This window comes from Nonlabens sp. YIK11, from assembly GCF_001413925.1.
In the GTDB taxonomy this organism is placed as follows: domain Bacteria; phylum Bacteroidota; class Bacteroidia; order Flavobacteriales; family Flavobacteriaceae; genus Nonlabens.
Genome location: NZ_LBMJ01000001.1, coordinates 685810 through 709926 on the forward strand (window position 1 = coordinate 685810; position 24117 = coordinate 709926).

Annotated in this window: 27 protein-coding genes; 9 read left to right on the top strand and 18 right to left on the bottom strand. The window is 41.6% G+C overall.

The features are described 5' to 3' along the window. Window positions 1-4 precede the first annotated feature (4 nt). The 3 genes from AAU57_RS03130 (at window position 5) to AAU57_RS03140 (ending at window position 4368) form a co-directional block, all read left to right on the top strand. On the top strand, window positions 5-772 hold the full coding sequence (locus AAU57_RS03130) for a tetratricopeptide repeat protein (RefSeq protein ID WP_055411539.1): 768 nt from the start codon (window positions 5-7) through the stop codon (window positions 770-772). A gap of 105 nt (window positions 773-877) precedes the next feature. Next, complete coding sequence (locus AAU57_RS03135) at window positions 878-2476, top strand: SulP family inorganic anion transporter (RefSeq protein WP_055411540.1); 1599 nt, start codon at window positions 878-880, stop codon at window positions 2474-2476. A 38-nt stretch (window positions 2477-2514) separates the two neighbouring features. Next, window positions 2515-4368, top strand: a complete 1854-nt coding sequence (locus AAU57_RS03140) for a SulP family inorganic anion transporter (RefSeq protein WP_055411541.1) — start codon at window positions 2515-2517, stop codon at window positions 4366-4368. A gap of 29 nt (window positions 4369-4397) precedes the next feature. Here the strand turns inward: AAU57_RS03140 and AAU57_RS03145 are convergent, their stop codons facing one another. The 4 genes from AAU57_RS03145 to hemA all read right to left on the bottom strand — a co-directional run bounded on the left by AAU57_RS03145 (window position 4398) and on the right by hemA (window position 8027). Then, window positions 4398-5018, bottom strand: coding sequence for a hypothetical protein (locus AAU57_RS03145; protein WP_055411542.1), 621 nt, complete (start codon window positions 5016-5018; stop codon window positions 4398-4400). Window position 5019: 1 nt separating this feature from the next. Then, window positions 5020-5580 carry a CvpA family protein gene (locus tag AAU57_RS03150; protein WP_055411543.1) on the bottom strand — a complete coding sequence of 187 codons (561 nt, stop codon included), beginning with the start codon at window positions 5578-5580 and terminating at the stop codon, window positions 5020-5022. A 247-nt stretch (window positions 5581-5827) separates the two neighbouring features. Then, the gene (gene hemC, locus AAU57_RS03155; protein ID WP_055411544.1) at window positions 5828-6772 is read right to left on the bottom strand and encodes a hydroxymethylbilane synthase; all 945 of its coding nucleotides are present in this window, start codon (window positions 6770-6772) and stop codon (window positions 5828-5830) included. After that, on the bottom strand, window positions 6765-8027 hold the full coding sequence (gene hemA / locus AAU57_RS03160; RefSeq protein WP_055411545.1) for a glutamyl-tRNA reductase: 1263 nt from the start codon (window positions 8025-8027) through the stop codon (window positions 6765-6767). Before hemA ends, hemC begins: the two co-directional genes overlap by 8 nt. A gap of 189 nt (window positions 8028-8216) precedes the next feature. Between hemA and AAU57_RS03165 the strand changes: the two genes are divergently transcribed. Then, the gene (locus AAU57_RS03165; RefSeq protein WP_055411546.1) at window positions 8217-9092 is read left to right on the top strand and encodes a helix-turn-helix transcriptional regulator; all 876 of its coding nucleotides are present in this window, start codon (window positions 8217-8219) and stop codon (window positions 9090-9092) included. On the opposite strand, the gene AAU57_RS03170 is transcribed toward AAU57_RS03165, so the two are convergent. The 4 genes from AAU57_RS03170 to AAU57_RS03185 are packed head-to-tail and all read right to left on the bottom strand — an operon-like array spanning window position 9093 to window position 11263. Continuing rightward, window positions 9093-9752: an ATP-binding cassette domain-containing protein gene (locus AAU57_RS03170; protein ID WP_055411547.1), complete on the bottom strand. Its 660-nt coding sequence runs from the start codon at window positions 9750-9752 to the stop codon at window positions 9093-9095. After that, the gene (locus AAU57_RS03175; protein WP_055411548.1) at window positions 9745-10032 is read right to left on the bottom strand and encodes a hypothetical protein; all 288 of its coding nucleotides are present in this window, start codon (window positions 10030-10032) and stop codon (window positions 9745-9747) included. Before AAU57_RS03175 ends, AAU57_RS03170 begins: the two co-directional genes overlap by 8 nt. 36 nt (window positions 10033-10068) lie before the next feature. Continuing rightward, entirely contained in the window at window positions 10069-10677 is a 609-nt protein-coding gene (locus tag AAU57_RS03180; protein ID WP_156339984.1) for an outer membrane beta-barrel protein, read from the bottom strand. Window positions 10678-10720: 43 nt separating this feature from the next. After that, window positions 10721-11263 (bottom strand): hypothetical protein, encoded by a 543-nt coding sequence (locus AAU57_RS03185; protein WP_156339985.1) that lies wholly within the window; start codon window positions 11261-11263, stop codon window positions 10721-10723. Between the two features lie 127 nt (window positions 11264-11390). Between AAU57_RS03185 and AAU57_RS03190 the strand changes: the two genes are divergently transcribed. Together AAU57_RS03190 and AAU57_RS03195 are read left to right on the top strand one after the other, a co-directional pair. Continuing rightward, window positions 11391-11819 carry a hypothetical protein gene (locus AAU57_RS03190; protein ID WP_055411551.1) on the top strand — a complete coding sequence of 143 codons (429 nt, stop codon included), beginning with the start codon at window positions 11391-11393 and terminating at the stop codon, window positions 11817-11819. 92 nt (window positions 11820-11911) lie between these two features. Continuing rightward, window positions 11912-12340, top strand: a complete 429-nt coding sequence (locus AAU57_RS03195; protein ID WP_055411552.1) for a hypothetical protein — start codon at window positions 11912-11914, stop codon at window positions 12338-12340. A gap of 1 nt (window position 12341) precedes the next feature. Here AAU57_RS03195 and AAU57_RS03200 read toward each other — a convergent pair whose 3' ends face one another. Continuing rightward, on the bottom strand, window positions 12342-13265 hold the full coding sequence (locus tag AAU57_RS03200) for a histone deacetylase (protein WP_055411553.1): 924 nt from the start codon (window positions 13263-13265) through the stop codon (window positions 12342-12344). A 266-nt stretch (window positions 13266-13531) separates the two neighbouring features. Between AAU57_RS03200 and AAU57_RS03205 the strand changes: the two genes are divergently transcribed. From AAU57_RS03205 to AAU57_RS03215, 3 genes are all read left to right on the top strand, one after another. Continuing rightward, window positions 13532-13984 (top strand): hypothetical protein, encoded by a 453-nt coding sequence (locus AAU57_RS03205; protein WP_055411554.1) that lies wholly within the window; start codon window positions 13532-13534, stop codon window positions 13982-13984. An 86-nt stretch (window positions 13985-14070) separates the two neighbouring features. Further along, a complete protein-coding gene (gene hflX, locus AAU57_RS03210) occupies window positions 14071-15285 on the top strand; it encodes a GTPase HflX (RefSeq protein WP_055411555.1) in 1215 nt (404 codons plus the stop codon). A gap of 26 nt (window positions 15286-15311) precedes the next feature. Then, entirely contained in the window at window positions 15312-16856 is a 1545-nt protein-coding gene (locus AAU57_RS03215; protein ID WP_055411556.1) for a hypothetical protein, read from the top strand. Window positions 16857-16897: 41 nt separating this feature from the next. Here the strand turns inward: AAU57_RS03215 and AAU57_RS03220 are convergent, their stop codons facing one another. From AAU57_RS03220 to sufC, 9 genes are all read right to left on the bottom strand, one after another. Then, the gene (locus tag AAU57_RS03220) at window positions 16898-17800 is read right to left on the bottom strand and encodes a DUF3078 domain-containing protein (RefSeq protein WP_055411557.1); all 903 of its coding nucleotides are present in this window, start codon (window positions 17798-17800) and stop codon (window positions 16898-16900) included. 158 nt (window positions 17801-17958) lie between these two features. Further along, entirely contained in the window at window positions 17959-18858 is a 900-nt protein-coding gene (locus AAU57_RS03225) for a DUF3078 domain-containing protein (RefSeq protein WP_055411558.1), read from the bottom strand. An 84-nt stretch (window positions 18859-18942) separates the two neighbouring features. Beyond that, the gene (locus AAU57_RS03230) at window positions 18943-19464 is read right to left on the bottom strand and encodes a DUF2480 family protein (protein ID WP_055411559.1); all 522 of its coding nucleotides are present in this window, start codon (window positions 19462-19464) and stop codon (window positions 18943-18945) included. A 2-nt stretch (window positions 19465-19466) separates the two neighbouring features. After that, window positions 19467-19787, bottom strand: coding sequence for an SUF system Fe-S cluster assembly protein (locus tag AAU57_RS03235; protein ID WP_055411560.1), 321 nt, complete (start codon window positions 19785-19787; stop codon window positions 19467-19469). Window positions 19788-19790: 3 nt separating this feature from the next. Then, window positions 19791-20216 (bottom strand): SufE family protein, encoded by a 426-nt coding sequence (locus AAU57_RS03240; protein WP_055411561.1) that lies wholly within the window; start codon window positions 20214-20216, stop codon window positions 19791-19793. Continuing rightward, the gene (locus AAU57_RS03245; protein WP_055411562.1) at window positions 20209-20613 is read right to left on the bottom strand and encodes an META domain-containing protein; all 405 of its coding nucleotides are present in this window, start codon (window positions 20611-20613) and stop codon (window positions 20209-20211) included. Before AAU57_RS03245 ends, AAU57_RS03240 begins: the two co-directional genes overlap by 8 nt. A 29-nt stretch (window positions 20614-20642) precedes the next feature. Next, complete coding sequence (locus AAU57_RS03250; protein WP_055411563.1) at window positions 20643-21857, bottom strand: aminotransferase class V-fold PLP-dependent enzyme; 1215 nt, start codon at window positions 21855-21857, stop codon at window positions 20643-20645. Window positions 21858-21945: 88 nt separating this feature from the next. Beyond that, window positions 21946-23259: a Fe-S cluster assembly protein SufD gene (sufD, locus tag AAU57_RS03255; protein ID WP_055411564.1), complete on the bottom strand. Its 1314-nt coding sequence runs from the start codon at window positions 23257-23259 to the stop codon at window positions 21946-21948. A 103-nt stretch (window positions 23260-23362) separates the two neighbouring features. After that, entirely contained in the window at window positions 23363-24115 is a 753-nt protein-coding gene (sufC, locus tag AAU57_RS03260) for a Fe-S cluster assembly ATPase SufC (RefSeq protein WP_055411565.1), read from the bottom strand. Between the last annotated feature and the right edge of the window lie 2 nt (window positions 24116-24117).

A 24117-nucleotide genomic window follows, 5' to 3' on the forward strand; every position in this document is an offset into this window, starting at 1 on the left:
GGCGATGAGATTCTGGATGTACATATTTTTTGTGGGTTTGATGCAGGTGACCATGGCACAGAATAGTAATGGTGTTGATGGTGATTCCGCTTTCGCGAAAGCGAACTCATCCTACACTGCAGAAAATTATCAAGAAGCCATCGATGCCTATGAATCCATATTGCAATCGGGCCAGCACAGCGCAGAGGTGTATTTCAACCTTGGTAATTCCTATTATAAGCTCAATCAGGTAGGTCCTGCGATCTACAATTATGAAAAGGCGTTGCAGATGGAGCCCTCCAATAAGGATTTCAAGAATAACTTGAAGTTTGCAGAGCAATTGCGAGTGGATGCAGTGGAAGATGCAGCAAAGAATCCAGTACAGGAATTTCTCAATAATCTTGCGGGATCATTATCTGTCGACAATTGGGCTTATGTAAGCATCATGCTCGCATTAGTAACGATTTTGATGTTCCTACTTTATCATTATGCGATGACCACAGGCAAGAAACGTTTGTTTTTTACCTTGGCCTTGATTGGATTAATCCTCATGACGCTGTCGATTGTAGCGGCTAATTATTCACAGAATTTGATGGAAGATAATGAGCAAGCCATTATCTATTCTCAAGAAACCATCACCAGAACAGAGCCCAAAGACAGCGCGACGGCGAGTTTTACCATTCATGAAGGCACTAAGGTAACAGTGCTGGAGGAATATGAAGGTTGGACTCACATCGAGGTGGCCAATGGATCTCGAGCCTGGCTACCGTCTACAGACTTGAAAAAGTTGTAGTCACTTCTTAAGTTTTTCTTCTTTTCTTAACCGATCTTTAAGAATTCCTAAAAAATTTTAGGATATTGCCTAATAGTATTACTATTATTTCTTAAAGCTTCCTCTATGTTTAAACATCTTGCCAAGGATATTCCTGCCAGTATCGTCGTTTTCTTTGTGGCATTGCCGCTTTGTTTAGGTATTGCAGTTGCGAGTGACGCGCCTCCATTTGCTGGATTGATTGCTGGTATCATAGGTGGTATTGTAGTTGGAGCTATTAGCGGCTCGCAAGTAGGTGTCAGTGGACCAGCTGCTGGTCTTGCTGCCATTGTTTTGGCTGCCATTGCCTCATTGGGCTATGAGAAGTTTCTTGTTGCCGTGGTATTGGGTGGTGTGATTCAGATTGTTTTTGGTATCGCGCGCGCTGGTGTCATTGGGTATTATTTTCCGTCTTCAGTAATCAAGGGAATGCTTACGGGAATCGGTATCATCATTATACTGAAGCAAATTCCGCACTTTTTTGGAGTTGACAAGGATCCAGAAGGCGATTTTAGATTCAATCAGCCTGATGGTGAGAACACGATTACTGAAATTTTCAATATAACCGACAGCATAGGTTGGGGAAGCACCTTGATAGCGGTGATTGCATTGTTGACTTTGATCCTATGGTCTAATGTGTTGTCCAAAAAAGGTAAATTTTTTACGTTGATTCAAGGACCATTAGTAGCGGTAGTTTTGGGAATCATCTTCTACGTGTTGACTACCGGAACATCGTTAGAGATATCTAGTTTACACTTAGTAAATGTTCCTATTCCTGATGGTATTAACTCTTTTATAGGTCAATTTACCTTTCCAGACTTTAGTGTGATAGGCATGCCAGAAGTCTGGATCACTGGTTTTACCATTGCGCTCGTAGCAAGTCTAGAAACCTTGTTATGTGTAGAAGCAACTGATAAATTAGATCCAGAAAAAAGAATCACACCTACAAACCGCGAATTGTATGCGCAGGGCACCGGAAACATTCTATCTGGATTGATAGGTGGTATTCCCATTACTCAGGTAATTGTGAGAAGTAGTGCCAATATACAATCTGGAGGGAAGACCAAAATGAGTGCGATTATTCACGGTTTTCTTTTATTGATATGTGTAGTACTCATTCCTGTGGTGTTGAATATGATACCACTATCAGTTCTTGCTGCGATCTTATTTATTGTGGGTTATAAACTTGCAAAGCCATCCACATTCAAGGCTATGTGGGATGCTGGTTTAAAACAATTCGTACCCTTTATAGTTACAGTTATAATTATTGTATTTAAGGATTTGCTTTGGGGAATAGGCGTTGGGTTAGCTCTGGGAATTGTCATGACCTTATATCAAAGTTATAAGAACAGCCACTTCCTGCACAAAGAAGATCCTGATCAAGGCGGTCCCAGATTAAAAATGACGCTAGCAGAAGAGGTCACATTCTTCAATAAAGCTGCTATTAAAAGAGAGCTCGAAGAACTTCCAGAAGGAACTCAGCTAGAGCTTAATATCACAAAGACCACGTACATGGACTACGATATCATTGAAATATTACAGGACTTTAAGCAAAAAGCCATAAATCGTAATATTAATATTACTCTTGTCTCTGAACGCGGTACTTTAAAAGATCCTGAAAATTACTTTCAGTTCTTTGAGCAGGAGAAACTGCATCTTACTGATAATCAAAGGAACATATCTTAATTCTATTCACACAAACCTGTTTTAAATCTTCTTAATTCATGAAGCTATTTAGTCATATTAAAGGAGATCTTTTTGGAGGTCTAACCGCTGGAATCGTTGCCTTGCCGCTGGCGCTTGCCTTTGGTGTTCAGTCTGGATTGGGTGCGGTAGCCGGTTTGTATGGTGCTATATTCATCGGTTTTTTTGCATCACTTTTTGGAGGCACCAACACGCAGATTTCTGGGCCTACAGCGCCCATGACTGCCGTAAGCATGGTGGTTATTGCGGGAATACTGCAAGTGAACGAAGGCAGTATTGAGAATGCCTTACCAGCAATACTTGCCGTCTTTCTTATGGCAGGAATTTTCCAGGTAAGTTTGGGAGCGCTCAAGCTGGGTAAATACATCAAATACATTCCATATCCAGTAGTTTCTGGATTTATGACGGGAATAGGTGTGATCATTTTGATTACCCAAATTCTGCCAGCTATAGGTTACAATGCAGGAGCAGATGAAGCATACGTGAGAACCTTTGAGCCTGTCGCTCAAGAATCCATTCTCAATGGTATTCTAGCAGATGAGGTCGATGAGGACGTACTCGTCATCGATGACTTTCAATCGGCCATCGCACGCGCCCAAAATATTACCGAAGAGGAAATAGCTGCCGAAGCCAAATCCATAGCTCAAAGCTCCAGTAAAGGCGTCATAGGTACTATTAAAACCTTACCACGAGCCATACAAAATATCAACTGGACCGAGTTAATCATTGCGCTCGTTACCATCGTGATCATTTTTGGATTCAAGAAAATCACTACCGCCATTCCGTCCACTTTAATAGCCTTGTTGGGTGTTTCTGGAGCCGTGTACTTTTTGAATGTGGACGCGATGAAGTTGGGTGAGATTCCGTCAGGTTTTCCCATGCCCAATTTTGAGATCATCACGGGTTTCAGTTTTGCAGAGGTTTCACCCTATATTTTCACCGCACTAACGCTTTCCCTGTTGGGCGCCATAGATTCTTTGCTTACCAGCGTTGTTGCAGACAATATGACCAAAACCCAACACAACCCCAACCAGGAATTGATAGGTCAAGGAATAGGGAACAGTATCGCATCGCTTTTTGGTGGTATTCCAGGCGCTGGTGCTACGATCAGGACCGTTGTGAACATCAATTCTGGTGGTAGGACAAAACTCTCGGGAATGATTGCCGCAGTTTTGTTGCTCATTATTGTGGTCGCTTTAGGCAGTTTTGCCAGCGAGATTCCCAATGCAGTTCTAGCAGGAATATTGATTACCGTTGGTATAGGCGTTATGGATTACAAAGGGTTGAAAGCTCTGAGATCCATTCCTAAAAGCGATGTCATCATCATGTTTATCGTGCTTATTTTGACCGTTACTTGGGATCTGGTTTATGCCGTTGGAATAGGACTGGTCATTGCCAGTTTGATTTTCATGAAAAAAATGGGAGACGCAAATGCTGCAAAAAGTAAAATAAAAACGCTTTCGCGAAAGGATGAATACACCAACGAGGATTACTCCTTAGTACCATTGGACCTACGCGAAGAGGTATTTATCAAAGAGCTGGATGGACCACTGTTTTTTGGATCTACCAAAGACTTTCAGGCCATGTCACAAATCATTCCGCCCAAAGCCACGCACGTGATCATAAGGATGGAAAAAGTACCTTTCATGGATCAATCAGGATTGTTTGCGTTTGAAGATGTCTCACAGGCATTGATCAAGCAAGGTGTTACGCCTTTACTTGCTGGTTTGAAGGAACAACCACGCTACCGACTGGAGGCCATTGACATCATACCAGATTTGATTAGCAATGATCATGTATTTGACACCTATGAAGAATGTGTAGGTTGGGTGTCGCAAAACGTTGCAGATACGGTTGGACCTGATGAGGTTTGATATTCTTACTACCTTATTTGCAGTAACTTCTAGAGGATCAACCAGCCACTTTTGAAAAATGTCAGTTTCGAACCGCTAATAAAATCTTGTAAACTCGACGGTTCCTTTACGTTTTCATTAGTTAATTCAAATAAGTATACTGTAGGATTGGCCATGTGTTGAGTAGATAGCCAAAATCGAAATCTCTTTACGTTATTATTTGGATTTAAAAACGAAAGCTCTTCAATTTCCGAAATAGTCAGGTTTTCGCCCTTATTCAGTTTGTAAAAAAATTGTTCGTTGACAGTCAATGCTTCAATTTTAGAAGCTGTCTTTATTGCGCTGTTGATATTTCCATAAATTAATTGTGGATACAACAAGCCAAGCATGAAAATAGATTTAAAGTTATTATTTGATGTTATCACTTTAAACTGCTTCTCACCATATACATAAACATTATTATCTGAGACTTTGATTGAATCGGGATACTTCTTATAGTCGACTTTGATGTAATGCTTGTTGAAGAATTCTTGTGCCCAATAATCTTCTTGTTGACCTTGATTTTCAAAAGGAGGCTTTAGTTTTTCGACCTTACCTTGGTTGCTTTCTTGAGCCTGACACGTAACGACAAATGAATAAACCAAAACTGTAAGTAAATACACTTTTTTCATTTTAAAGTAATTGGGCTATAACTAACGAATCCTCTTTGATTTCATCAGTCTCTCCTCTTATCTTACGATCCAGTTCGTCAGCTTGTTCTAGAATTTTAGGAAGTAAATAGGGTGCCACTGGTTCAACATAAGGATATACCAAGCTTTCTTCCTTGACCTCGCGGTCGATGATTTGGATCTCACCAGCAGCGCTGTTGACAAACATCAAAATCACACTGGCGATAAAGGCTAGTTTTACCAACCCAAAAGCGCCACCAGCAATCTTATTTATAAAGCTGAGCTGGACGGTTTTGACCAGCTTGGTCACAAGCTTACCAACATAGGTCACAACCAGAATAATCACCACAAACGTGATGATAAAACTCACGATGGTGATGGTAGAATCATCCCATTCCGTATGGGACATGAGCCAGTCGCCTGCATAATTAGAAAAGTGAATGGACCCGTAAATGGCTGCTACAAGAGCCACAAGCGAAGTCAATTCTACAAAAAAGCCGTTGAGGTATCCTTTCCAGAATCCAACCAATAGAAATATCAATAATGCAATGTCTAACCAATTCATATTGCTAAGATAATAAAAGGCATGAGGCATTAGGTATTAGGCATGCGGTAACGTATTTATTGTCCAGCTTGATCGTAGTTCTGAAGAATAGAAGAATAGAAGATGAGCGGATTAGTTTTATCGTGAAGTATATAATTGATTAATATTCAAAATACTTTACCGCGAATTTTGCTCTCACAAGCTAAAAAGTGACAATAGCTTTAACAAAAATTACTTATTTCAAGTGTTGCAGAATGTGACAGGAATATTACTTCAAACTCTCCTTAATATCTGCCATCAATTTTAAACCACCATTGCTGAAGATGTGTTCCGCTTTCGCGAAAGCGAACTCTTCCAGATCGTGCCAGTCCAGGCTTTCTGAGATACCGGTAGTCTGAATGCGTTGTTTTCCATCCAGCGATAACAAGCAGCCTGTGAAATGCAATCTACCTTGTTTAATGACCGCATAGGCACCTATGGGCGCGGTACAACCACCTTCCAGACGGCGCAAAAAGAAACGCTCGACATCCACACATTTTTGAGTGTCGAGATGGTTGAGCTGTGCCACGGCATCTACCACATCTGTGTTTTCCTTCATCGCGGCTACCATCATGGCACCTTGCGCTGGTGCTGGTATAAAACTATCTAGATGTGAATATTCCAGACCATAGGAACCGCGCAAATTCTTGAGGATATTGATGCGTTCCAGACCAGCTTTGGCAAATATAGCGGCATGCCAGTCGGTATTGTTTTGCAGTTTTGCGAGCCTGGTGTTTACATTACCGCGCAAATCCACCACCTTGTGCAAAGGATACATGTTGAGCCACTGCGACTTGCGTCGCAAACTACCCGTGGCGATGGTCATGTGATCGTCAGGATTGAAGGTCGATTTATAAACCAAGATATCGCGCTGGTCAGCGCGTTCCAGGACGGCTGCCTGGATCATGCCTTTCGGCAACTGTGTAGGCACGTCCTTAAGACTGTGAACGGCAATATCGATCTCACCTTTAACCAGAGCAACATCCAGTGTTTTGGTAAAGATGCCAGTAATTCCCATCTCGTACAGCGGCTCGTCAAGATTGAGGTCGCCTTGGGATTTTACGGGAACAAGTAGGGTTTGATGACCTCGTGATTCCAGTTCGTTTTGAACCGTGCGTGCTTGCCACATGGCCAGCTCACTATCGCGAGTTCCTATGCGTATCTGTTTAGTCATGCGCAATGGTCTGTGCGTCTAGTTTGAAGACTTTGTTGAGCAATTCAATGGCTTGCTGTGTGTTTTCATCTTCATCGCGCAAATGGTTAGCAAAATGACCCGCAATTTTTTGAATGATACGATCTGCAAGAACATCGGCTTGTTCTTGATTGAAGTTGTCGATTTTGGTGCGGTTGCTCTTGATTTCTGCCTCTTTGAGTAAGGATAGTTTATTCTTGAGGGCAAACATGGTAGGCGCAAATTTGCGAGACTCGCGCCAGGCATCAAACTCTGCCGTGATCTCTGCAATGATTTCTTGCGCTTGTGGTATGAAATGCTCTCGGTTTTGGAGTGTGCTTTCGGTGATTTGAGAAAGCTCGTCCAGATGAATGAGCGTCACATTTTCCAGTTCGCTTACATCAGGATCCACGTTGCGTGGTATGGAAAGATCCAATAGCAACAAAGGTCTATTCGTAACAATCAGATTTTTAGAAACCGTAGGGTTTTGTGCGCCAGTAGCGACAATCATAATATCTGTTCCTGCGATTTCTTCTTCCAACTGTGCATAATCACGCACGACCAGGTCAAACTTACCAGCGATGCGCTCTGCGCGATCCTTGGTACGATTGATCAGTGTGATTTGTTTGTTCTGTGTGTGTTTGATCAGGTTTTCACAGGTGTTGCGGCCTATTTTTCCCGTTCCAAAAAGCAAAATCTTCTTCTCTTGAGCGCGCTCTACTTCATTCAAAATATATTGAACGCTGGCAAAGGAAACCGATGTCGCACCACTGCTTAATTGGGTTTCGGTTTTGATGCGTTTGCTGGCCTGTATCACCGCATTGATCAAACGCTCCATATAGGCGTTGAGCAAGCCCAATTTTTTGGACTTTTTAAAAGTCATCTTAAGCTGTCCAATGATTTCAAAATCACCTAAGATCTGACTGTCTAGACCTGTTCCTACTTGAAATAGATGCTGGATTGCAGCCTCTTCCTCATGAATGTAAGCCACTTTCTCAAACTCTTCCATGGTCCCATGGGAATGGGCACAAAGTAGCTGGATTAAATCATTGGGATGCTGGGCAAATCCATACAGCTCTGTACGGTTACAGGTAGAAATGACAGCAAGTGATGGGATTTTTTCTTCTTTTGCCTGCTCCAATAAGTTGGATATGCCGGTATCGCTCAATGCGAACGAACCACGCATCTCAGCATCGGCTTTGCGATAACTGATGCCTATGGCATAGAACTTATAAGATTTTCCCGAAACTTGCGGCATGGACTGCTTTTGCAATAAGTCGCAAAATTAATGGTAGCATTTCGTTAAAAATAACGCTAGAGGTTTCATTTTCGTCGCAATGTGCTAATTTTGATGTCAAATGGTGTATTATCACTATTAACAATGGTTTTGGGAAGTTACGCTTTCGCGAAAGCATGCTATTTATAATCATTACAAATAAAATGAACAATGAAAAATACCGCTAAAGGAGCTGCAGAAGTAACGCATATTGAAGATGGGTTTCAAGTGGTGCGCATCAAGAATGAAACCGCTGAAAATGTGAGGTTTGAGCATGCCGTGGACCGTACTTTTATACAGTTTCATTTCTGTTTGAAAGGTAACGTCCAGCTGGCTTTTAACGAAGGCAGTTATCAATTGCCGCTTCTAGAGCAAAATTCTTATTTGTTGTACAATCCTACCAGGGATTTACCAGTAAACATCGATGTATCGACCAATAGCTGGGTAATTGTTGTGTTGGTTTCCATCAAAAAATTTCACTCGTTGTTCTCTCCAGACGCAGATCACGTGAGCTTTTTAAGTGCAGAAAATCGGGATAAAAAATATTATGTGGATGGAAAGGTATCACCATCTATGGCTGTGGCGCTGCACCAATTGATGAATTACAATTTGAACGACGCGATCAAGCGTTTGTATTTCAAGGGTAAATCCTATGAATTGCTTTCGCTGTATTTCAATACTAAAGACGATCCAGATACAGAGTCCTGCCCATTTCTCGTGGATGAAAAAAACATGGCCAAAATCAAGATGGCCAAAGATATCATCATCGAGCGCATGACAGATCCTCCGTCACTATCAGATCTGGCATTGGAGATAGGTTTGTCGCTCAAGAAACTTAAAGAAGGTTTCAAGGAAGTGTACGGCGACACGGTTTATGGATTTTTGCTGGATCATAAACTGGAATATGCACGCCAGTTGCTGGACAGCGGTCAGCACAATGTCAATGAAGTTGGTCTAAAAGTAGGTTATAGTACCGGCAGCCATTTTATTAGTGCCTTTAAAAAGAAGTATGGAACGACGCCTAAGAAATATGTGACGGCTGATTGATTATTTCTTGCGGTAAACTTTATCAACCTCATCTGTCTTTATCAAGGATAATTTCCCATGTTGTAACATCCAGTTGTGTGAGGTGATTTGTAGAATGTTTTTATAGTAATGATCAGACATAAGGATTCCTTTTTGGGATCCTTTTTCTTTGATGAGTTCTTGCACACGCTGGATTTGTAAGGGCGCTAGTCCAGAAAACGGCTCGTCCAGCATGAGGAATGGATGCGGTAAATAGAACACCAGTAAAAACTCTAAAAAGCGGCGCTCGCCCATGGAGAGAATGCGCACTTTTTTGTGGTGTATGGAATGCAACATGGGCTCGTAGAGGATCTTGTCTTGATCTTCGTGATCTGGATACCAAAATTGAACTACATCTGTCACTTTGACTCCTTTCATCACAAACGGATCTTGCGGTAAATAAGCTACATGCTGCAGATGCTGTTGGGTCAAATCAACCGAGTGCTCGTTAACAAACGCATGGTAATCTGCTTTTTTGTTACTGCCAGAGAGGCTTTGCATGAGCGACGACTTTCCAGCACCATTTAAACCCAACAAGCCGTGTATCTCACCGGTTTTTAGTTTGAAATCGATCTGGTCTAGAATCGTTTTGCGACCGTAGGAAAGATGGAGGTTTTTGATATGAAGTGTATGCCTATCCATATATCAAAGTCACTAATGTCCCCAATGGTATTGTGATGATCCAAATAAAAACAGAGGCAAACAGGTACAATTCCCGTTTTCTAATCCCTAGGTTTTGGAACACAAAACGCTCTGGTTTATAGAAATAATGATAGGCGAGAATACCGATAGGAATACCAAAGGTTGCAAATGTTGCCAGCGTTATTTGAGGCATAGCACTTGCCATGGTAGGAAAGGAAATCACCGCAGAGAAGAAGGCTACTCTAACGGCAAACCATAATTTAAGTCTGAAATAGGTCAAGTTTTAAAGATAGCTACAAAGGATCTTTTGTCCGAATCAATTTTGGTTTGAAGGATTGCCAATAGGAAAGCTTAACCCTATAGCAGCAGCACCAGTAAATTGTTCCACAGAATTTTGAAAGAAGTAGGTAAACTCGACTTCAACCTCGTGATTTTTACCAAGAGCTAGACCTAGTGTCACTGGTATGTGGCCTACGACACCGCTTTTATCAATGTCATAAGTTCGTGTCAGCGTTTCAAATTTACCGATAGACATCCCATAGCCTACTTCAAAATACGGAGCTACATAAGGAATAGGTGCTGCCAGTCTAATTTTACCGCCCAACAATAAAGCCGTGGTGTTTGCTTTGAAACCTAATGCAGCGTCATCAGAAGATTCTGGATCTGTTTTGGTGGTCACAAAGCCTACATAAGGTCTGATCCCGAACCAACTTTTCATGGCAATGACGTATTCTCCTTGGACAAAAAAACCATTTCCCAACACGTCAATAGCCTCTTCGTAAGGCGAAGTTAGACCAAAACCGATGGAGCCCTCAATAAACCGACCTTCTTTAGGTTGAGCTTGAGTTCCTAAAATGAAAAACAAGAAAAGAATGCAAGTGGTAAAAAGCGGCAAGCGAGATGAGCGAGTAGATGTATTTGACATGAAACTGGTTAAAAGATAAGCGTCAAATATAATTGTTGGACCGCTACTTCCTAATCTTCATGAGTAATTCCTGGTAAGACAATTCATTTTCTGGATATTCTCGCAAGTATTTGTACACTTTATCGATCACCTGTTGTGAAGCTCCCAATTCTTGGAATAAACGAACGTCCGTTTCCCAGGTTCTTATATCTCCTTTGGTTTCAGCAAGTTTTTGACTTAGCAGCGCGATCTGCTTCAACTCTTTATAGTTGGCAGTTTGCTTCATATCGTTAATGCCGGTAAGCAGATCTCCATAAGTCAAGTTGTCGATAAGCTTGTCCTTAGTAAGCTTTTTAAGTAGCGTTGATAGCGACTCAATACGACCAAAAAACCGAATGTCATACTCGTCAAGACCGCAGGAACTCAATCTGGATACTTCTCTTTTTACCACGGCAGCGCTTTGCAGGGATCCATCTACAAGAAAGGTCATGGTTTCATTCTGTACATCACCACAGCTTTGTGGCTTGTCAATGCTCATGGAGACTTTATTTTGAGCCACAGCTACCACAGAGAAGCTTGCGAGTAAAATGGTGAAAAGGTATTTCATAGATAGTTTCAAATATAACAGAACCTGACCTGCGAAAAGAGTGCCAAAGCTATAACGTCCAAAAACTGCAGTTGATGTGAATTGAAAAAATTCTGTAGTTTTAAGGTAAACCAAACCAATCGAACCGATGAAATTCAAGAAAAAACCAGCAGTCTGGTTCTGGATCGTTGCCGTGCTGCTTCTCTTATGGAATATCATGGGGCTTCTGGCCTTCTTAACTGAAGCCGTTGCGCCGCAACTCATGACAGAAACCTTTAATCAAGAACAACTGGACATGTACAATAACCGCCCATCGTGGTATATGTACAATTTTGCCATAGCCGTATTTGCAGGCACTTTCTCCTGTATTATGTTGCTTGCGCGCAAGAAATTTGCCGTCACTTTGGCCATTTTTTCTTTTTTAGCGGTGCTTATTAGTACAGGTTATACCGTTTATTCTGGCGCCTTGGATCTCGTGGGAATGTCTGATAAAGTCTTGTTTTATCTCGTACTTGTTTTTGATTTGATACTGGTGCTTTTTGCCATGTTTGCCGCAAGAAAGCGTTGGATCGCTTAAGGCCGTCGCCGATTATTTGAAATAACTAAATGGTCATGAAACCTTTGTACGAGAACATGCTTATTTTTAGTAGCACTTAAGATCCATTTTCAATGACCACAAGAACAGCACCACCTACCGTATTTTGGATTATTTCATTTCTCCTGTTGTTGTGGAGCTTGGCAGATCTTACCTTTTTGGTTCTAGATACCTTTATGGCAAACCCGCCATCTTTTGATAATAATTCTGTGACTAATGTTGCTAATGATGAACTGCCACTATGGTATGTTGGGGTTTTGGCTTTTGCGATTGTCACAGGTACGGCATCCAGCATATTTCTCATCATGCGTAAAAAGATAGCTGCCCTACTGGCCTCTATTTCATTTGTGGCCGTAATCATCGATGTTGCATTCACGCAATTTGCCTTCAGCCTGGTTGATAATAGCCTTTACAATTGGAATGTTTTATATATCATCCTATTCTTTGATTTGGCCTTGCTGTTTTTCACCCATTATAGCAAGTGGAAAAACTGGATCGCTTAAATTACAATAGAATATCTCTTGCCGCGCGATAGGTATTGGTATGCGCGTCAATGATGATCTTGATCTCTGGTGAGTAGCCGCCGCCCATACTGCATTGTACGGGTATGAAAGGTTTTGAGATGTGGTTCGCTTTCGCGAAAGCGGAAAAACTATACTCATCGCGCATCTTACAACCTTGAGGTGTCAGGCCCAATCTGCCCAGTTTATCAGTGCTCAACACATCAACGCCAGCGAGGTAGAAGATAAAGTGAGGTTTTTGTTGTGCAATCAAATCTGGCAGATGGTGGCGCAGCTCTTTCAGGAAAGCCTCGTCATCCGTACCATCAGGCAAGGCGATATCCAGATCTGAGGTTTCCTTTTTAAACGGATAGTTACTCGCGCCATGCATGGAAAAAGTGAACACGCTGTCGTCGCCGGTAAAGATTTCTGCCGTTCCATTTCCCTGATGTACGTCCAGATCCACGATCAAAATCTTTTCAGCAAGTCCATGGTGTTGCAAATATCTTGCAGCAATGGCTTGATCATTGAGCAGGCAAAACGCCTCGCCATGATCGGTATAGGCATGGTGCGTGCCACCAGCAATATTCATGGCGACCTTGTGGTCGATAGCCTTGAGACAGCCTTCAATGGTGCCTTGAGCGATGCGCAATTCTCTACTGACCAATTCTTTACTTAACGGAAAGCCCAGTTTGCGCGCGGCACGCTTGTCCAGCGTCAGGTTTTTAAGGTCGTCCAGATATTTAGCCGTGTGAACTCGTAGGACATCAACATCCTCGCACAATTTGCTGGGTTCAAAAAAATCGGCTTCGGTTGCAATACCTTCTAATTTTAATTGCTCTGGTAACAATTCGTATTTGATCATGGGGAATCGATGCCCTTCTGGTAACGGATGCTTATAAATAGGATGAAATGCGATGGGAAGCATGCGAGTGGATGTACAATTTGGAATTCAATACGGCAAACTGCTACTAATGGTCGTGATTGATCACAACAGCTAACCAGCAGCAGCGTTTACAAAATTAAGCCTTGAAAAATATGGAAAGACTTAAGAAGGTTGTAATTGATAAATTCGAACGGCAACGATTTTGCCAGTACCTTTGTGGCAACTTAAACAGCACTCTTGTTAAAGCTCAATATGTTGACAGTGAGTTTTTTGATCATTGAGATTGCAGCTGGTAATAATTCTAAATTATGAAAAAAATAATCTATTTGTTTGCGATAGTGATGATCGCATTTTCCTGTAAAAACGTTGCAGAAGATCCGTTAGAAGAAGAAATCGCATCTTTTGATCAATTGACAGAACAAACCATGGAAGTCCACGATGAAGTCATGCCAGAAATGGGACGCCTCATGGACTTGAGCATAGAAATTGACTCAAAAATGGAAGATGCAGCTTTGAGTGACGCTCAAGTAGAACAACTGTTTGACGCACAAGTAGAACTGGACGAGGCTCATGATGCTATGATGGACTGGATGAAGGATTATTCTGAAAAGTTTCCTTATGAAGCAGAAACTCCATCTACAGTAGAAGAGCTGGAAAACCAACTACCCATGATCAAGAGTTCTCTTGAAAGCATCAAAAAGGTACAAAGCGATACACAAGCCGCAATTAAAAACGCAGAAGAGTTGCTGGCCAACTCATAACTTTTCCTACAAACTCTTAACCTTATCTCAAAGACACCTTTAAGCTTCTTTATAAAGGTATCTTTGAGATAAGTTGTTTTATATATATGCTAGAAACTGATAATCACGAATACGAAAAGGCCATTCTCATAGGTGTGATCACGCAATCACAAGATGAGGAAAAGCTCAATGAATATATGGACGAGCTGGAGTTCCTTGCCTATACGGCAGGTGCGACGGTGCGTAAAAGATTTAGCCAGAAAATGGCAAAGCCCAACCCCAAGACCTTTATTGGGACTGGAAAGATGGAAGAGATACAGGCCTATGTCAAGGCCCACGATATAGATACCGTCATCTTTGATGATGAACTATCGCCTGCTCAACAACGCAATATTGAAAAAGCGCTGGAGGCAAAAATCATTGACCGTACTTATTTGATTCTGGACATATTTGCGCAACGCGCACAAACCAGTTATGCACGTACTCAAGTGGAGCTGGCTCAATATGAATACCTCTTACCTAGACTTGTGGGATTATGGACTCACCTGGAAAGACAAAAAGGTGGTATAGGTATGCGTGGTCCTGGTGAGACAGAAATTGAAACAGATAGACGTATCGTAAGGGATCGAATCACCTTACTCAAAGCAAAGCTGATCAAGATTGACAAGCAAATGGCCACTCAACGCGGTAATCGCGGTCAACTGGTACGTGTTGCCTTGGTAGGTTATACCAATGTTGGTAAAAGCACCCTGATGAATGTGGTGTCAAAAAGTGATGTTTTTGCCGAAAACAAACTTTTTGCAACGCTAGACACCACCGTGAGAAAAGTGGTAGTCGGGAATTTACCTTTTCTGTTAACAGACACGGTTGGGTTTATACGCAAACTACCTACACAGCTGGTAGAGTCCTTTAAATCAACCCTAGATGAGGTAAGAGAGTCTGACTTACTGTTGCATGTGGTTGACATCTCACACGAGTCCTTTGAAGATCACATAGCGTCCGTGAATAAAATTTTGGATGAGATTGACGCCATTGATAAGCCTACGATTATGGTGTTCAACAAAATCGATAAATACCAACCAGAAGATTATGATGAAACTGACCTTATGGTAGAGCGCACCTCAGTTCACTACTCTTTAGAAGAATGGAAAAACACCTGGATGTCAAGAACTGGCGATGATGTGATTTTTATAAGCGCTATCGAGAAGGAGAACATGGAGCAGTTCCGTAAGAAGGTGTACGATAAGGTGAGAGAAATACACGTGTCTCGATTCCCATACAATGCTTTTCTATATCCTGATATCATGGGAGAAGAAGAGTAATAGGTTCAATTTATAGCTAGAAATACATGAAAAAAACCATACTGTACGTTTTTATAGGCCTTTTGACAGTGGTGGTTGGAGGTTATTTCTATGCCAATTATCTTGTAAAAAGCAAGCTGGAATCCTTTCTAGCAGAACAACTGTCACCCGAACTTGATTTTCAATTTGGAGATCTGGACATGAGTACCTTAACGGGAACCATCTCTATAAAGGATATCAATGTTGAACTCTCCAATCAAACCGATACTCTAGTACACACCAGAGCTACCGTAGATAAGTTGTCCTTATCTGGTTTTGGCTATTGGAAATTTTTTGTCAAGGATCAAATCCAGTTTGAGAGAATCAATATTGATAGAAACAACATTGTCTATTTCAAGGATAAATTCAAATCAACCGCACAAATTGATACGATAAAGGCAAATCCGTTGGCGACGCTGGATAAAAGCGTACTTATCGAGAATGTGGATATTGGAGCCACTTCTTTTACTATTTATGACTCTTCTAAAGATTCTGTGGTGTTGCATGTTGCCAAAGCTGCATTCGCAGCGAGAGACGTTCGTACTGATGGAAAAACCATACGCAAACGTATTCCTGTTACTTATGAGGATGTACACCTAGAAAGCGACTCATTATTTCTAAAAATCAGCCCTTTTGAAACGCTTAGTGTAGGACATATCAGTTTGACACAGGAAAACATCACGATCGATAGGCTTTCCATCAAGCCGAAATACTCTAAAAACCAATACAAAAGACTTATTGATAAGGAACGTGATTATACCGTTCTTGACGTTCCGGTTGTTGAACTTCTGGGCTACGACTTCGGGTTTGATGGTTCAACCTTGTTTACTAAGGTGGACAAGATCCATCTAGAAACACCAGAGTTATCCATATATCGGGATAAGCTGGTAGCAGACGATCCAACATTCAAACCTCTGTACAGCAAAATGCTGAGAGATTTAAAAATGGATCTCATGGTAGATAGCATCACGGTTTCCAACAGTGCGATTACCTATGAAGAAAAGCTTAAGGCAGATCAACCTGCAGGCTCCATCAAATTCACAAATCTGGATTTGAATATGTCCACCGTAGGAAACACGCAACCTGCTGGAGAGCTCACAAAAATCACAGCCGATGGTCTTTTCCAACAAAGCAAATTGCATGTGGATTGGACTTTTAATGTACACGACACCAGTGATGCCTTTAGATTTAGTGGGAATCTAGGGAAACTGCCGGCTGCAAATATCAATTCTTTCACAGGTCCCAATCTTAATGTAGGATTTGAAGGCACACTGCAGGAAATCTATTTTGACATTTCAGGGAACAATAACCGCTCACAGACTGCAATGAAAATGGCCTATGAAGACTTTAAGATCGACCTGATGAAAAAGGATGGTATGGGAATCAATAAGTTGCTCTCTGGTATCGCCAACCTATTTGTCGCTAATGATAGCCGTAAAAACGGCGAGAAATATCGTGAAGGAAAAGGTGAGGCAGACCGCAACAAGACGCAATCTGTGTTCAATTTTGTGTGGATCAGTATTCTATCTGCCTTGATTAAGACGATGACTTAGAGAAGTTTCGCTTTCGCGAAAGCGAACTCTTTTAATACTTTTTACAAGGTATAATTCAACCCTAATCCAGAAACCTCGCGTATCTGGAAGGCACCAACGGCGTTATCGTCATAGATGGCTTGAAAGATCAACTTGGCACTAATGTAATCGTTGACCTTCATATTGATGTTAGTCGCATAATTGATATCGACGTTTCCTGGTTTATCCAAGTAGTTAGAATATATGAGCAGCTTGTTGTCCATGGTAATGTTGTCCATGATCTTGAGCTTGTACACCGCATTAATGGAGGCGCCTAGTTCATAACGTCTACTTTCTCCAGCTGCCACGCCAAAGTAACTGCCGTCCTCATAATTTTCTGCACTGGTAAACATGTCATCCACCATGATCAATCGTGCAGTCGATGGCGCTATATTAAGCGTAAGCATCTTATTCTTTTTGTACAAAAATCCTGGGCCAGCTTGAAAATACCCAGGAGAAAACATGTTAGTGCGCTCTGTTCTTGTGATCTCACCATCTTCATTTGTGGCATAGACATAGCCTTTAGTCGCTTGCGTCATTGCGTTGATAAAGAACGAATAGTAGGCCGTGTCGTCATTTTCATTGACTTCATAGCCTATGACGCTGTTAAGTTCTATTCTATCATTGGTCTTGCGGGTAAACTTCTCATTTTCTTGAATGGTTAGACCGTATTCTGCACTAATGCTGTTTTCCCATGCAATGCGATCTTCTGTATAATTAAAATCAAGGTCTGCTGCAAAACTGCCCGCAATACTGGATGTGCCGCCACCGGTCCAGTCTGCATTAAAGGCAGATTGATTGAATAGAAACTGGAGTTTGCCGGTGTTTTTCCAGCCGTTTTGGTTTACGTCTTCATCTCCAGCATCTTGAGCCTGTAGCTTTACCATCGAGGTTAGAAAAAGTAAAAGGCACATCAATATTCTCATAGGTGGTGGTTTTTCGATTTTGGCAAAGATAGAATCTTCTTGTTTTTTCTAAAAACGAATGATTTTTGGACTTCTTGTGTCCTCTGGGATTTTTTGATGTACCAAAACTAAAAAAGCACCCAATTAGGGTGCTTTTGATATCTCTGTAGAGTATAACGCTATAGTTTGTAGTTAAGTCCCAATCCAAACACCTCACGTATCTGGAAGGCTCCAACGGCATTGTCGTCATAAATCGCTTGGAAAATCAAGTTGGCACTTAGCCACTCGTTGACTTTCATGTTCACTGCTGCAGAGTAGTTGATGTCCACATTTCCTGGTTTGTCCAGGTAGTTGGAGTACAGCAATAGGACATTGTCCATGGTGATGTTTTCTGCAATATCAAATTTGTACAATGCATTTACAGAGGCACCAAATTCAAATCTGGAACTCTCACCTGCATCTACACCAAAGTACGCACCATCTTGATAATCAACTCCAGATGTAAATTGATCGTCAACAACAATCAATCTTGCAGTTGCAGGTGCGATGTTTACAGAGAAATTTTCGTCTCTCTTATACAGCATACCTGGACCAGCCTGAAAGTATCCTGGAGAAAGAATATGAGTACGCTCGGTGCGAATTGTCTCGCCAGTATCAGGATCTTCACTAAATGTGTATCCTTTAGTAAATTGAGTAAGTGCATTAAAGAAGAAGGAATAAGACCACTTGCTTTCCTCAGACACTTTATACCCATAAACCGAATTGAATTCCAACCTGTCGTTGGTCTTGCGAGTAAAGTCATCACCATCTTGCTTAGTGATACCGTACTCTGCTATGATCTTACTGTCCCAAGTGGTGCGACCCTCTAGGTAATTAAAATCGTAATTGATTCCTGCGTTTCCAGCAATACTGGAAGTACCGCCACCAGTCCATTCTGCATTAAAAGCAGATTGATTGAACAGTAATTGAAACGTACCGCCTTTTGACCAACCTTGTGGTTGAGCATCAGGATCTGCATCTTGTGCCTGTGTGGTTGCCACCATTGCTAGCAATAGGGCAGAAAGTAGAAGTTTTTTCATATAAACTAGTTTAAGGAAACCCCAAAACTAAGGTTCTTTTTGTAAATCCTAAATAGAAAAATGAAAGCAGTGGCGTGGAACGGCTTAAGACGCACCATATCGACCTTTTTTGTAAACAGGAACTGATGAGCAAGCTTCTCCATACATCACGCTGCTGGCTATGCCTTGAAGCTTCTCGGTAATCATTAGGTATGCTGCAACGGGAACTGGCTTTTTAGAACAGCCTTTTACAATCACCGGTAGGTCTTTATAACTGGACAGATCAATATGCGCCATTACATTGCGGTACAAATGAGTCTCCAAATCTTCAAGAGTTCCAAGGACTACGGTCTCGGCTATTCCAGTCAATTGAGATTGCAGTAACATCCATGCCCATGGCGGCACTATGGCGTCTGTACTGCAATTAAGGGCAACGTGATGATTTTTATAGACCGTGAAGTCTGTATTTTTTACGCTTTCGCGAAAGCGAGTTTCCATCAACACTAATCCTTCCATCAACCATTGCGAGATATCAATCTCTGTGCGCGGTCCCGCGACATAATAATCCTCAAGGTCAAAATTCTTGAGCTTGGAATTTGCAACACGATTGATGATTTCTTCTCTCATTTTTAGAGCATTCCCAGTTCTAGTTTTGCCTCTTCACTCATTAAGTCCTTGTTCCATGGTGGATCAAAGGTGATCTCCACCTCTGCATCCTTGACTTCTTTGAGAGACTTAATTTTTTCCTCAACCTCGGCAGGCAGTGATTCTGCTACTGGGCAGTTGGGTGATGTTAAAGTCATGAGCACTTTGACCTCTGCTTCTTCACTTACCATCACGTCATAAATCAATCCCAGTTCATAAATATCCACTGGAATTTCTGGATCATAAATGGTTTTGATAACGCGTATGACCTTTTCACCTAGTTCTTGTCCGTTGATTTCTTCCATGGTTTAATTAAGTTGTGATTGATACGCCACTGCGTACATTTTAAGTTGTTTGATCATTGATACCAACCCGTTTGCGCGAGTAGGAGACAAGTGCTCTCTAAGGCCTATCTCATCAATGAAATCTGTATCTGCTTCCAGAATATCCTGCGGTTTCTGGTTGGACCAGGCGCGTATGAGAATAGCAATGATACCTTTTGTGATGATAGCATCACTGTCTGCAGTAAAAACGACTTTGTCTTGGTCAAGATCTGCGTGAACCCATACTTTAGACTGACAACCTTTGATGATGTGATCCTCGTCTTTGTATTGCTCATCAATAATGGGCAAACTTTTACCTAGATCGATCATGTATTCATAGCGTTGCATCCAGTCGTCAAACATGGCGAACTCGTCTACGATTTCTTCTTGTATTTCTTTTATGCTACTCATTGACTCTTTTTGCCTTGATCAATACCATTCCATCTTCATCCATCAACTTCAAGTGATCGTTTTTATATTCTGCTTTTTTGACTAACGCCAGCTGATTCATGAATAACTGCTCTGTTTTTGCCTTTTCTTCACAATATATCTTTGTTGAGATCATCATTCCCATCTCTACTCGATTAGCTTCTGGATTCTCAAAGTTACCGCTGTATTGATTACAGCTATTGTTTCCAGAGATACGGTTTTCCTTTTCTGACATATCGATGTTGATGGTGATGCCTTGACCGGCCATGTCTTGACCATCAACGGTAACGACCTCATAAGACCCATTGATATCTTCCAGCTCATTGCAGGCAATAAGTGTTAAGATCATCATCCCAAAAAGTAAAAATTTAGCTTTCATAACTATTCAATTAGCGTTGGTTAGTGATGTTAAGATAACATCTTTACTGCACGGTGCAAAGCCTGTACCATAACATCAATCTCTTCCTTTGTATTATAAAATGCAAAGCTGGCTCTTATGGTACCTGCTATTTGATAGCGGTCCATTACAGGTTGTGCGCAGTGGTGGCCCGTGCGCACGGCAATACCCAACTTGTCAATAATGGTTCCTATATCGTATGGGTGAATCCCATCAACATTGAATGAAATTACCGCCGCTTTGTCAGCCACATCACCGTAAATGGTAGCTCCTGGAATGGTTTTGATTTGCTCTGTTCCATAAACCAGTAATTCATGTTCATATGCAGCGATTTCATCCATGCCTATGCTATTGAGGTAATCTACTGCAGCACCTAAGGCGATACCACCAGCGATATTAGGCGTACCAGCCTCAAATTTGTGAGGTAATCCTGCATAAGTCGTCTTTTCAAAGCTCACCTGATCAATCATCTCGCCGCCGCCTTGATATGGTGGTAGTTCGTTTAATGCCTCTTCCTTGCCATAAAGCAATCCTATTCCTGTTGGACCGCACATTTTGTGACCTGCCATGGTGTAAAAGTCTGCATTGAGTTCTTGTACATCAACTTTCATGTGACCACAGGATTGTGCGCCATCGATAAGCACTTTAGCCTGATGTTTATGGGCGCCAGCAATGATCTCTTTTACCGGATTTGTGACACCTAATGCGTTTGAAATGTGATTGACAACTACAAAAGCGGTTTTGGGATTCAACAAATCATGATAGGCCTTCATGTCCAGCTGGCCGTTATCCATTACAGGAATGACCTTCAAGTAAGCTCCAACTCGTTCACACAGCATTTGCCATGGAACGATATTGGAATGATGTTCCACGGCACTAACGATAACTTCATCACCTTCTTTTACAAAAACGTGAGCACCACTAGCAACAGCGTTGATGCTGTGCGTGTTTCCTGAAGTGAAAATGCATTGTCTAGCGGTTGGGATGTTGAAAAATGCGCGACACTTTTCTCGGGAAGCTTCAAATAGATCTGTGGCTTCCTGACTTAAGGCATGAACACCGCGATGGATATTGGCATTGTAAAGTGTGTAGTATTCCGTGATTTTTTCAATGACTTGCAATGGCTTTTGTGAAGTCGCTGCATTGTCAAAATAAACCAAAGGCTGCCCATTCACCTCACGGTTGAGAATGGGAAAATCGGCACGTATTTTTTTGATGTCTAGCATAATGTAAAGGTACGATGTGGTGCATTCATAACCTTGAAAACAAAAGCCCGATCAACAGATCGGGCTTTAAATTTATATTGATTTGAATCTACAAATCAAACCCGATCTCTACACCTAATTTCATGGCGATCAATTTTGTGATGCGCGATTTGATTTCAGGGATCTTGACACTTTCCAATACTGAATTAGCAAATGCAAACATCAAAAGCGCTCTAGCTTCTTTTTTACCTATACCACGAGATTGCATGTAGAACATGGCTTCTTCATCCAGTTGTCCTATAGTACAACCGTGTGAACAGCGCACATCATCTGCAAATATTTCCAGTTGCGGCTTGGCATTTATGGTTGCTTTATCACTAACCAAAATGTTGTTATTCTGCTGGAAGGCATTGATCTTTTGGGCAATCTTATCTACCAGTACCTTACCATTAAAGACACCGACAGCGCGATCATCAAAAATCTGTTTGTATTCTTGATAACTCTCACAATTAGGTGCAGTGTGGTGAACTAACGTAGAATGATCCACATGTTGCTTGTCACCTATTATCGTCACACCATTGAGCAGTGAATTACAGTGCTCGCCCAATTGGAAAAAGTTCAAGTTGTTACGTGTCAAAGCACCGCCAAATGAGAACGTGTGCAAACGCACCTCGCTATTGGTTTGTTGCTGCACGTTGGTATGGTCAATAAGGGATGCGCTTTGTTGGTCGTTTTGGATCTTGTAATAATCTACTAAAGAGCGTTGATCTGCAAAAACCTCAGTGACACTGTTGGTCAGTACGGTGTTTTCAGTCAAACTTTGATGACGCTCTATAATCTGTACTTGTGAATTTTCACCTACTACCACAAGATTACGTGGTTGGACCATCATAGCAGCCTCACTACCTGTGGAGAAATAAACGATCTCTATTGGTTTATTGACGGCTATGTTTTTAGGAATATGGATGTATGCACCTTCTCTGGCAAAAGCCGTATTTAGAGACGTCAAACTATCCTTACCTGCTAACTGGTTATAATAAGTTTCAATTATCGGAGCATACTTTGGATTGTTTAATGTGCTGGACATCAAACACACATCAAATTGCTCGTGTGTGGTTTGCGAAAGCTGTGAACTGTAAACGCCATCAACAAATATTACACGATAAGCATCGATTTGATGGATGAGGTACTTTTTGATCTCTGCATAATCCAGCGTCACTTCCTTTTTAGGAAATAGGCTGTAATCTTTATTGAAAAGCGCTTTTAAGGATGTGTATTTGTAGGCTTCATCTTTACGTAACGGCAGTCCTTTTTCCTCAAAATCAGACAGCGCCTTGTTGCGCAGTTCATGCACATAGCTATCTGTATCGACCTCATTTTCAAGGGCCATAAAAGAGGAAAGGATATTATCTTTAAAACTCATATAGTTTTACTTTTAAGCTGGATGGTGATTTGGCATTCGCTCCTCACTATTGGTAGACAGCAAAGCGAAAAAAACAAAATCATCAAAGCTTTACTTATTCAATCTATGCTTCTACTTCTTCTTTGATCCAGTCGTAACCGCGCTCTTCCAACTCGTGCGCCAATTCTTTACCACCAGATTTCACAATGCGCCCATTGAAAAGAACATGTACGTAATCTGGAACGATATAATCTAGCAAACGCTGGTAGTGAGTAATCACGATAGTTGCATTGTCCTTACTGCGCAATTTGTTGACACCATTAGCAACGATACGTAAAGCATCAATGTCAAGACCAGAATCAGTCTCGTCAAGAATGGCCAGTTTAGGCTCTAACATAGCCATCTGGAATACCTCGTTACGTTTCTTTTCACCACCAGAAAAACCTTCATTCAATGATCTGGATAGGAATTTGCGATCGATCTCAAGAAGTTCTGACTTCTCGCGTATCATCTTCAACATGTCCTTTGCAGGCATTTCGTCCTTACCTTGAGCCTTACGTGTCTCATTGATGGCCGTTTTCATGAAGTTGGTAACGCTTACACCAGGAATTTCTACGGGATATTGAAAGGATAGAAAAACGCCTCTGTGCGCTCTTTCTTCTGGATCCAGCTCTGTGATATCTTCATCATTCATGGAGATTTCACCTTCTGACATTTCATATTCCTCACGACCGGCAATCACGTTTGCTAACGTAGATTTTCCAGAACCGTTAGGTCCCATGATCGCGTGGACTTCTCCAGCCTTTACCTCTAGATTGATTCCTCTTAATATTTCCTTGCCGTCAATAGTGGCGTGCAGGTTTTTTACTTTCAACATAT

What these genes read in the sequence shown, in the direction of transcription:
- AAU57_RS03130 (WP_055411539.1), top strand. Translation starts at nt 5, where the DNA reads ATGAGATTCTGGATGTACATATTTTTTGTGGGTTTGATGCAGGTGACC.
- AAU57_RS03135 (WP_055411540.1), top strand. Translation starts at nt 878, where the DNA reads ATGTTTAAACATCTTGCCAAGGATATTCCTGCCAGTATCGTCGTTTTC.
- AAU57_RS03140 (WP_055411541.1), top strand. Translation starts at nt 2,515, where the DNA reads ATGAAGCTATTTAGTCATATTAAAGGAGATCTTTTTGGAGGTCTAACC.
- AAU57_RS03145 (WP_055411542.1), bottom strand. Translation starts at nt 5,018, where the DNA reads ATGAAAAAAGTGTATTTACTTACAGTTTTGGTTTATTCATTTGTCGTT.
- AAU57_RS03150 (WP_055411543.1), bottom strand. Translation starts at nt 5,580, where the DNA reads ATGAATTGGTTAGACATTGCATTATTGATATTTCTATTGGTTGGATTC.
- hemC (WP_055411544.1), bottom strand. Translation starts at nt 6,772, where the DNA reads ATGACTAAACAGATACGCATAGGAACTCGCGATAGTGAGCTGGCCATG.
- hemA (WP_055411545.1), bottom strand. Translation starts at nt 8,027, where the DNA reads ATGCCGCAAGTTTCGGGAAAATCTTATAAGTTCTATGCCATAGGCATC.
- AAU57_RS03165 (WP_055411546.1), top strand. Translation starts at nt 8,217, where the DNA reads ATGAAAAATACCGCTAAAGGAGCTGCAGAAGTAACGCATATTGAAGAT.
- AAU57_RS03170 (WP_055411547.1), bottom strand. Translation starts at nt 9,752, where the DNA reads ATGGATAGGCATACACTTCATATCAAAAACCTCCATCTTTCCTACGGT.
- AAU57_RS03180 (WP_156339984.1), bottom strand. Translation starts at nt 10,677, where the DNA reads ATGTCAAATACATCTACTCGCTCATCTCGCTTGCCGCTTTTTACCACT.
- AAU57_RS03185 (WP_156339985.1), bottom strand. Translation starts at nt 11,263, where the DNA reads ATGAAATACCTTTTCACCATTTTACTCGCAAGCTTCTCTGTGGTAGCT.
- AAU57_RS03190 (WP_055411551.1), top strand. Translation starts at nt 11,391, where the DNA reads ATGAAATTCAAGAAAAAACCAGCAGTCTGGTTCTGGATCGTTGCCGTG.
- AAU57_RS03195 (WP_055411552.1), top strand. Translation starts at nt 11,912, where the DNA reads ATGACCACAAGAACAGCACCACCTACCGTATTTTGGATTATTTCATTT.
- AAU57_RS03200 (WP_055411553.1), bottom strand. Translation starts at nt 13,265, where the DNA reads ATGCTTCCCATCGCATTTCATCCTATTTATAAGCATCCGTTACCAGAA.
- AAU57_RS03205 (WP_055411554.1), top strand. Translation starts at nt 13,532, where the DNA reads ATGAAAAAAATAATCTATTTGTTTGCGATAGTGATGATCGCATTTTCC.
- hflX (WP_055411555.1), top strand. Translation starts at nt 14,071, where the DNA reads ATGCTAGAAACTGATAATCACGAATACGAAAAGGCCATTCTCATAGGT.
- AAU57_RS03215 (WP_055411556.1), top strand. Translation starts at nt 15,312, where the DNA reads ATGAAAAAAACCATACTGTACGTTTTTATAGGCCTTTTGACAGTGGTG.
- AAU57_RS03220 (WP_055411557.1), bottom strand. Translation starts at nt 17,800, where the DNA reads ATGAGAATATTGATGTGCCTTTTACTTTTTCTAACCTCGATGGTAAAG.
- AAU57_RS03225 (WP_055411558.1), bottom strand. Translation starts at nt 18,858, where the DNA reads ATGAAAAAACTTCTACTTTCTGCCCTATTGCTAGCAATGGTGGCAACC.
- AAU57_RS03230 (WP_055411559.1), bottom strand. Translation starts at nt 19,464, where the DNA reads ATGAGAGAAGAAATCATCAATCGTGTTGCAAATTCCAAGCTCAAGAAT.
- AAU57_RS03235 (WP_055411560.1), bottom strand. Translation starts at nt 19,787, where the DNA reads ATGGAAGAAATCAACGGACAAGAACTAGGTGAAAAGGTCATACGCGTT.
- AAU57_RS03240 (WP_055411561.1), bottom strand. Translation starts at nt 20,216, where the DNA reads ATGAGTAGCATAAAAGAAATACAAGAAGAAATCGTAGACGAGTTCGCC.
- AAU57_RS03245 (WP_055411562.1), bottom strand. Translation starts at nt 20,613, where the DNA reads ATGAAAGCTAAATTTTTACTTTTTGGGATGATGATCTTAACACTTATT.
- AAU57_RS03250 (WP_055411563.1), bottom strand. Translation starts at nt 21,857, where the DNA reads ATGCTAGACATCAAAAAAATACGTGCCGATTTTCCCATTCTCAACCGT.
- sufD (WP_055411564.1), bottom strand. Translation starts at nt 23,259, where the DNA reads ATGAGTTTTAAAGATAATATCCTTTCCTCTTTTATGGCCCTTGAAAAT.
- sufC (WP_055411565.1), bottom strand. Translation starts at nt 24,115, where the DNA reads ATGTTGAAAGTAAAAAACCTGCACGCCACTATTGACGGCAAGGAAATA.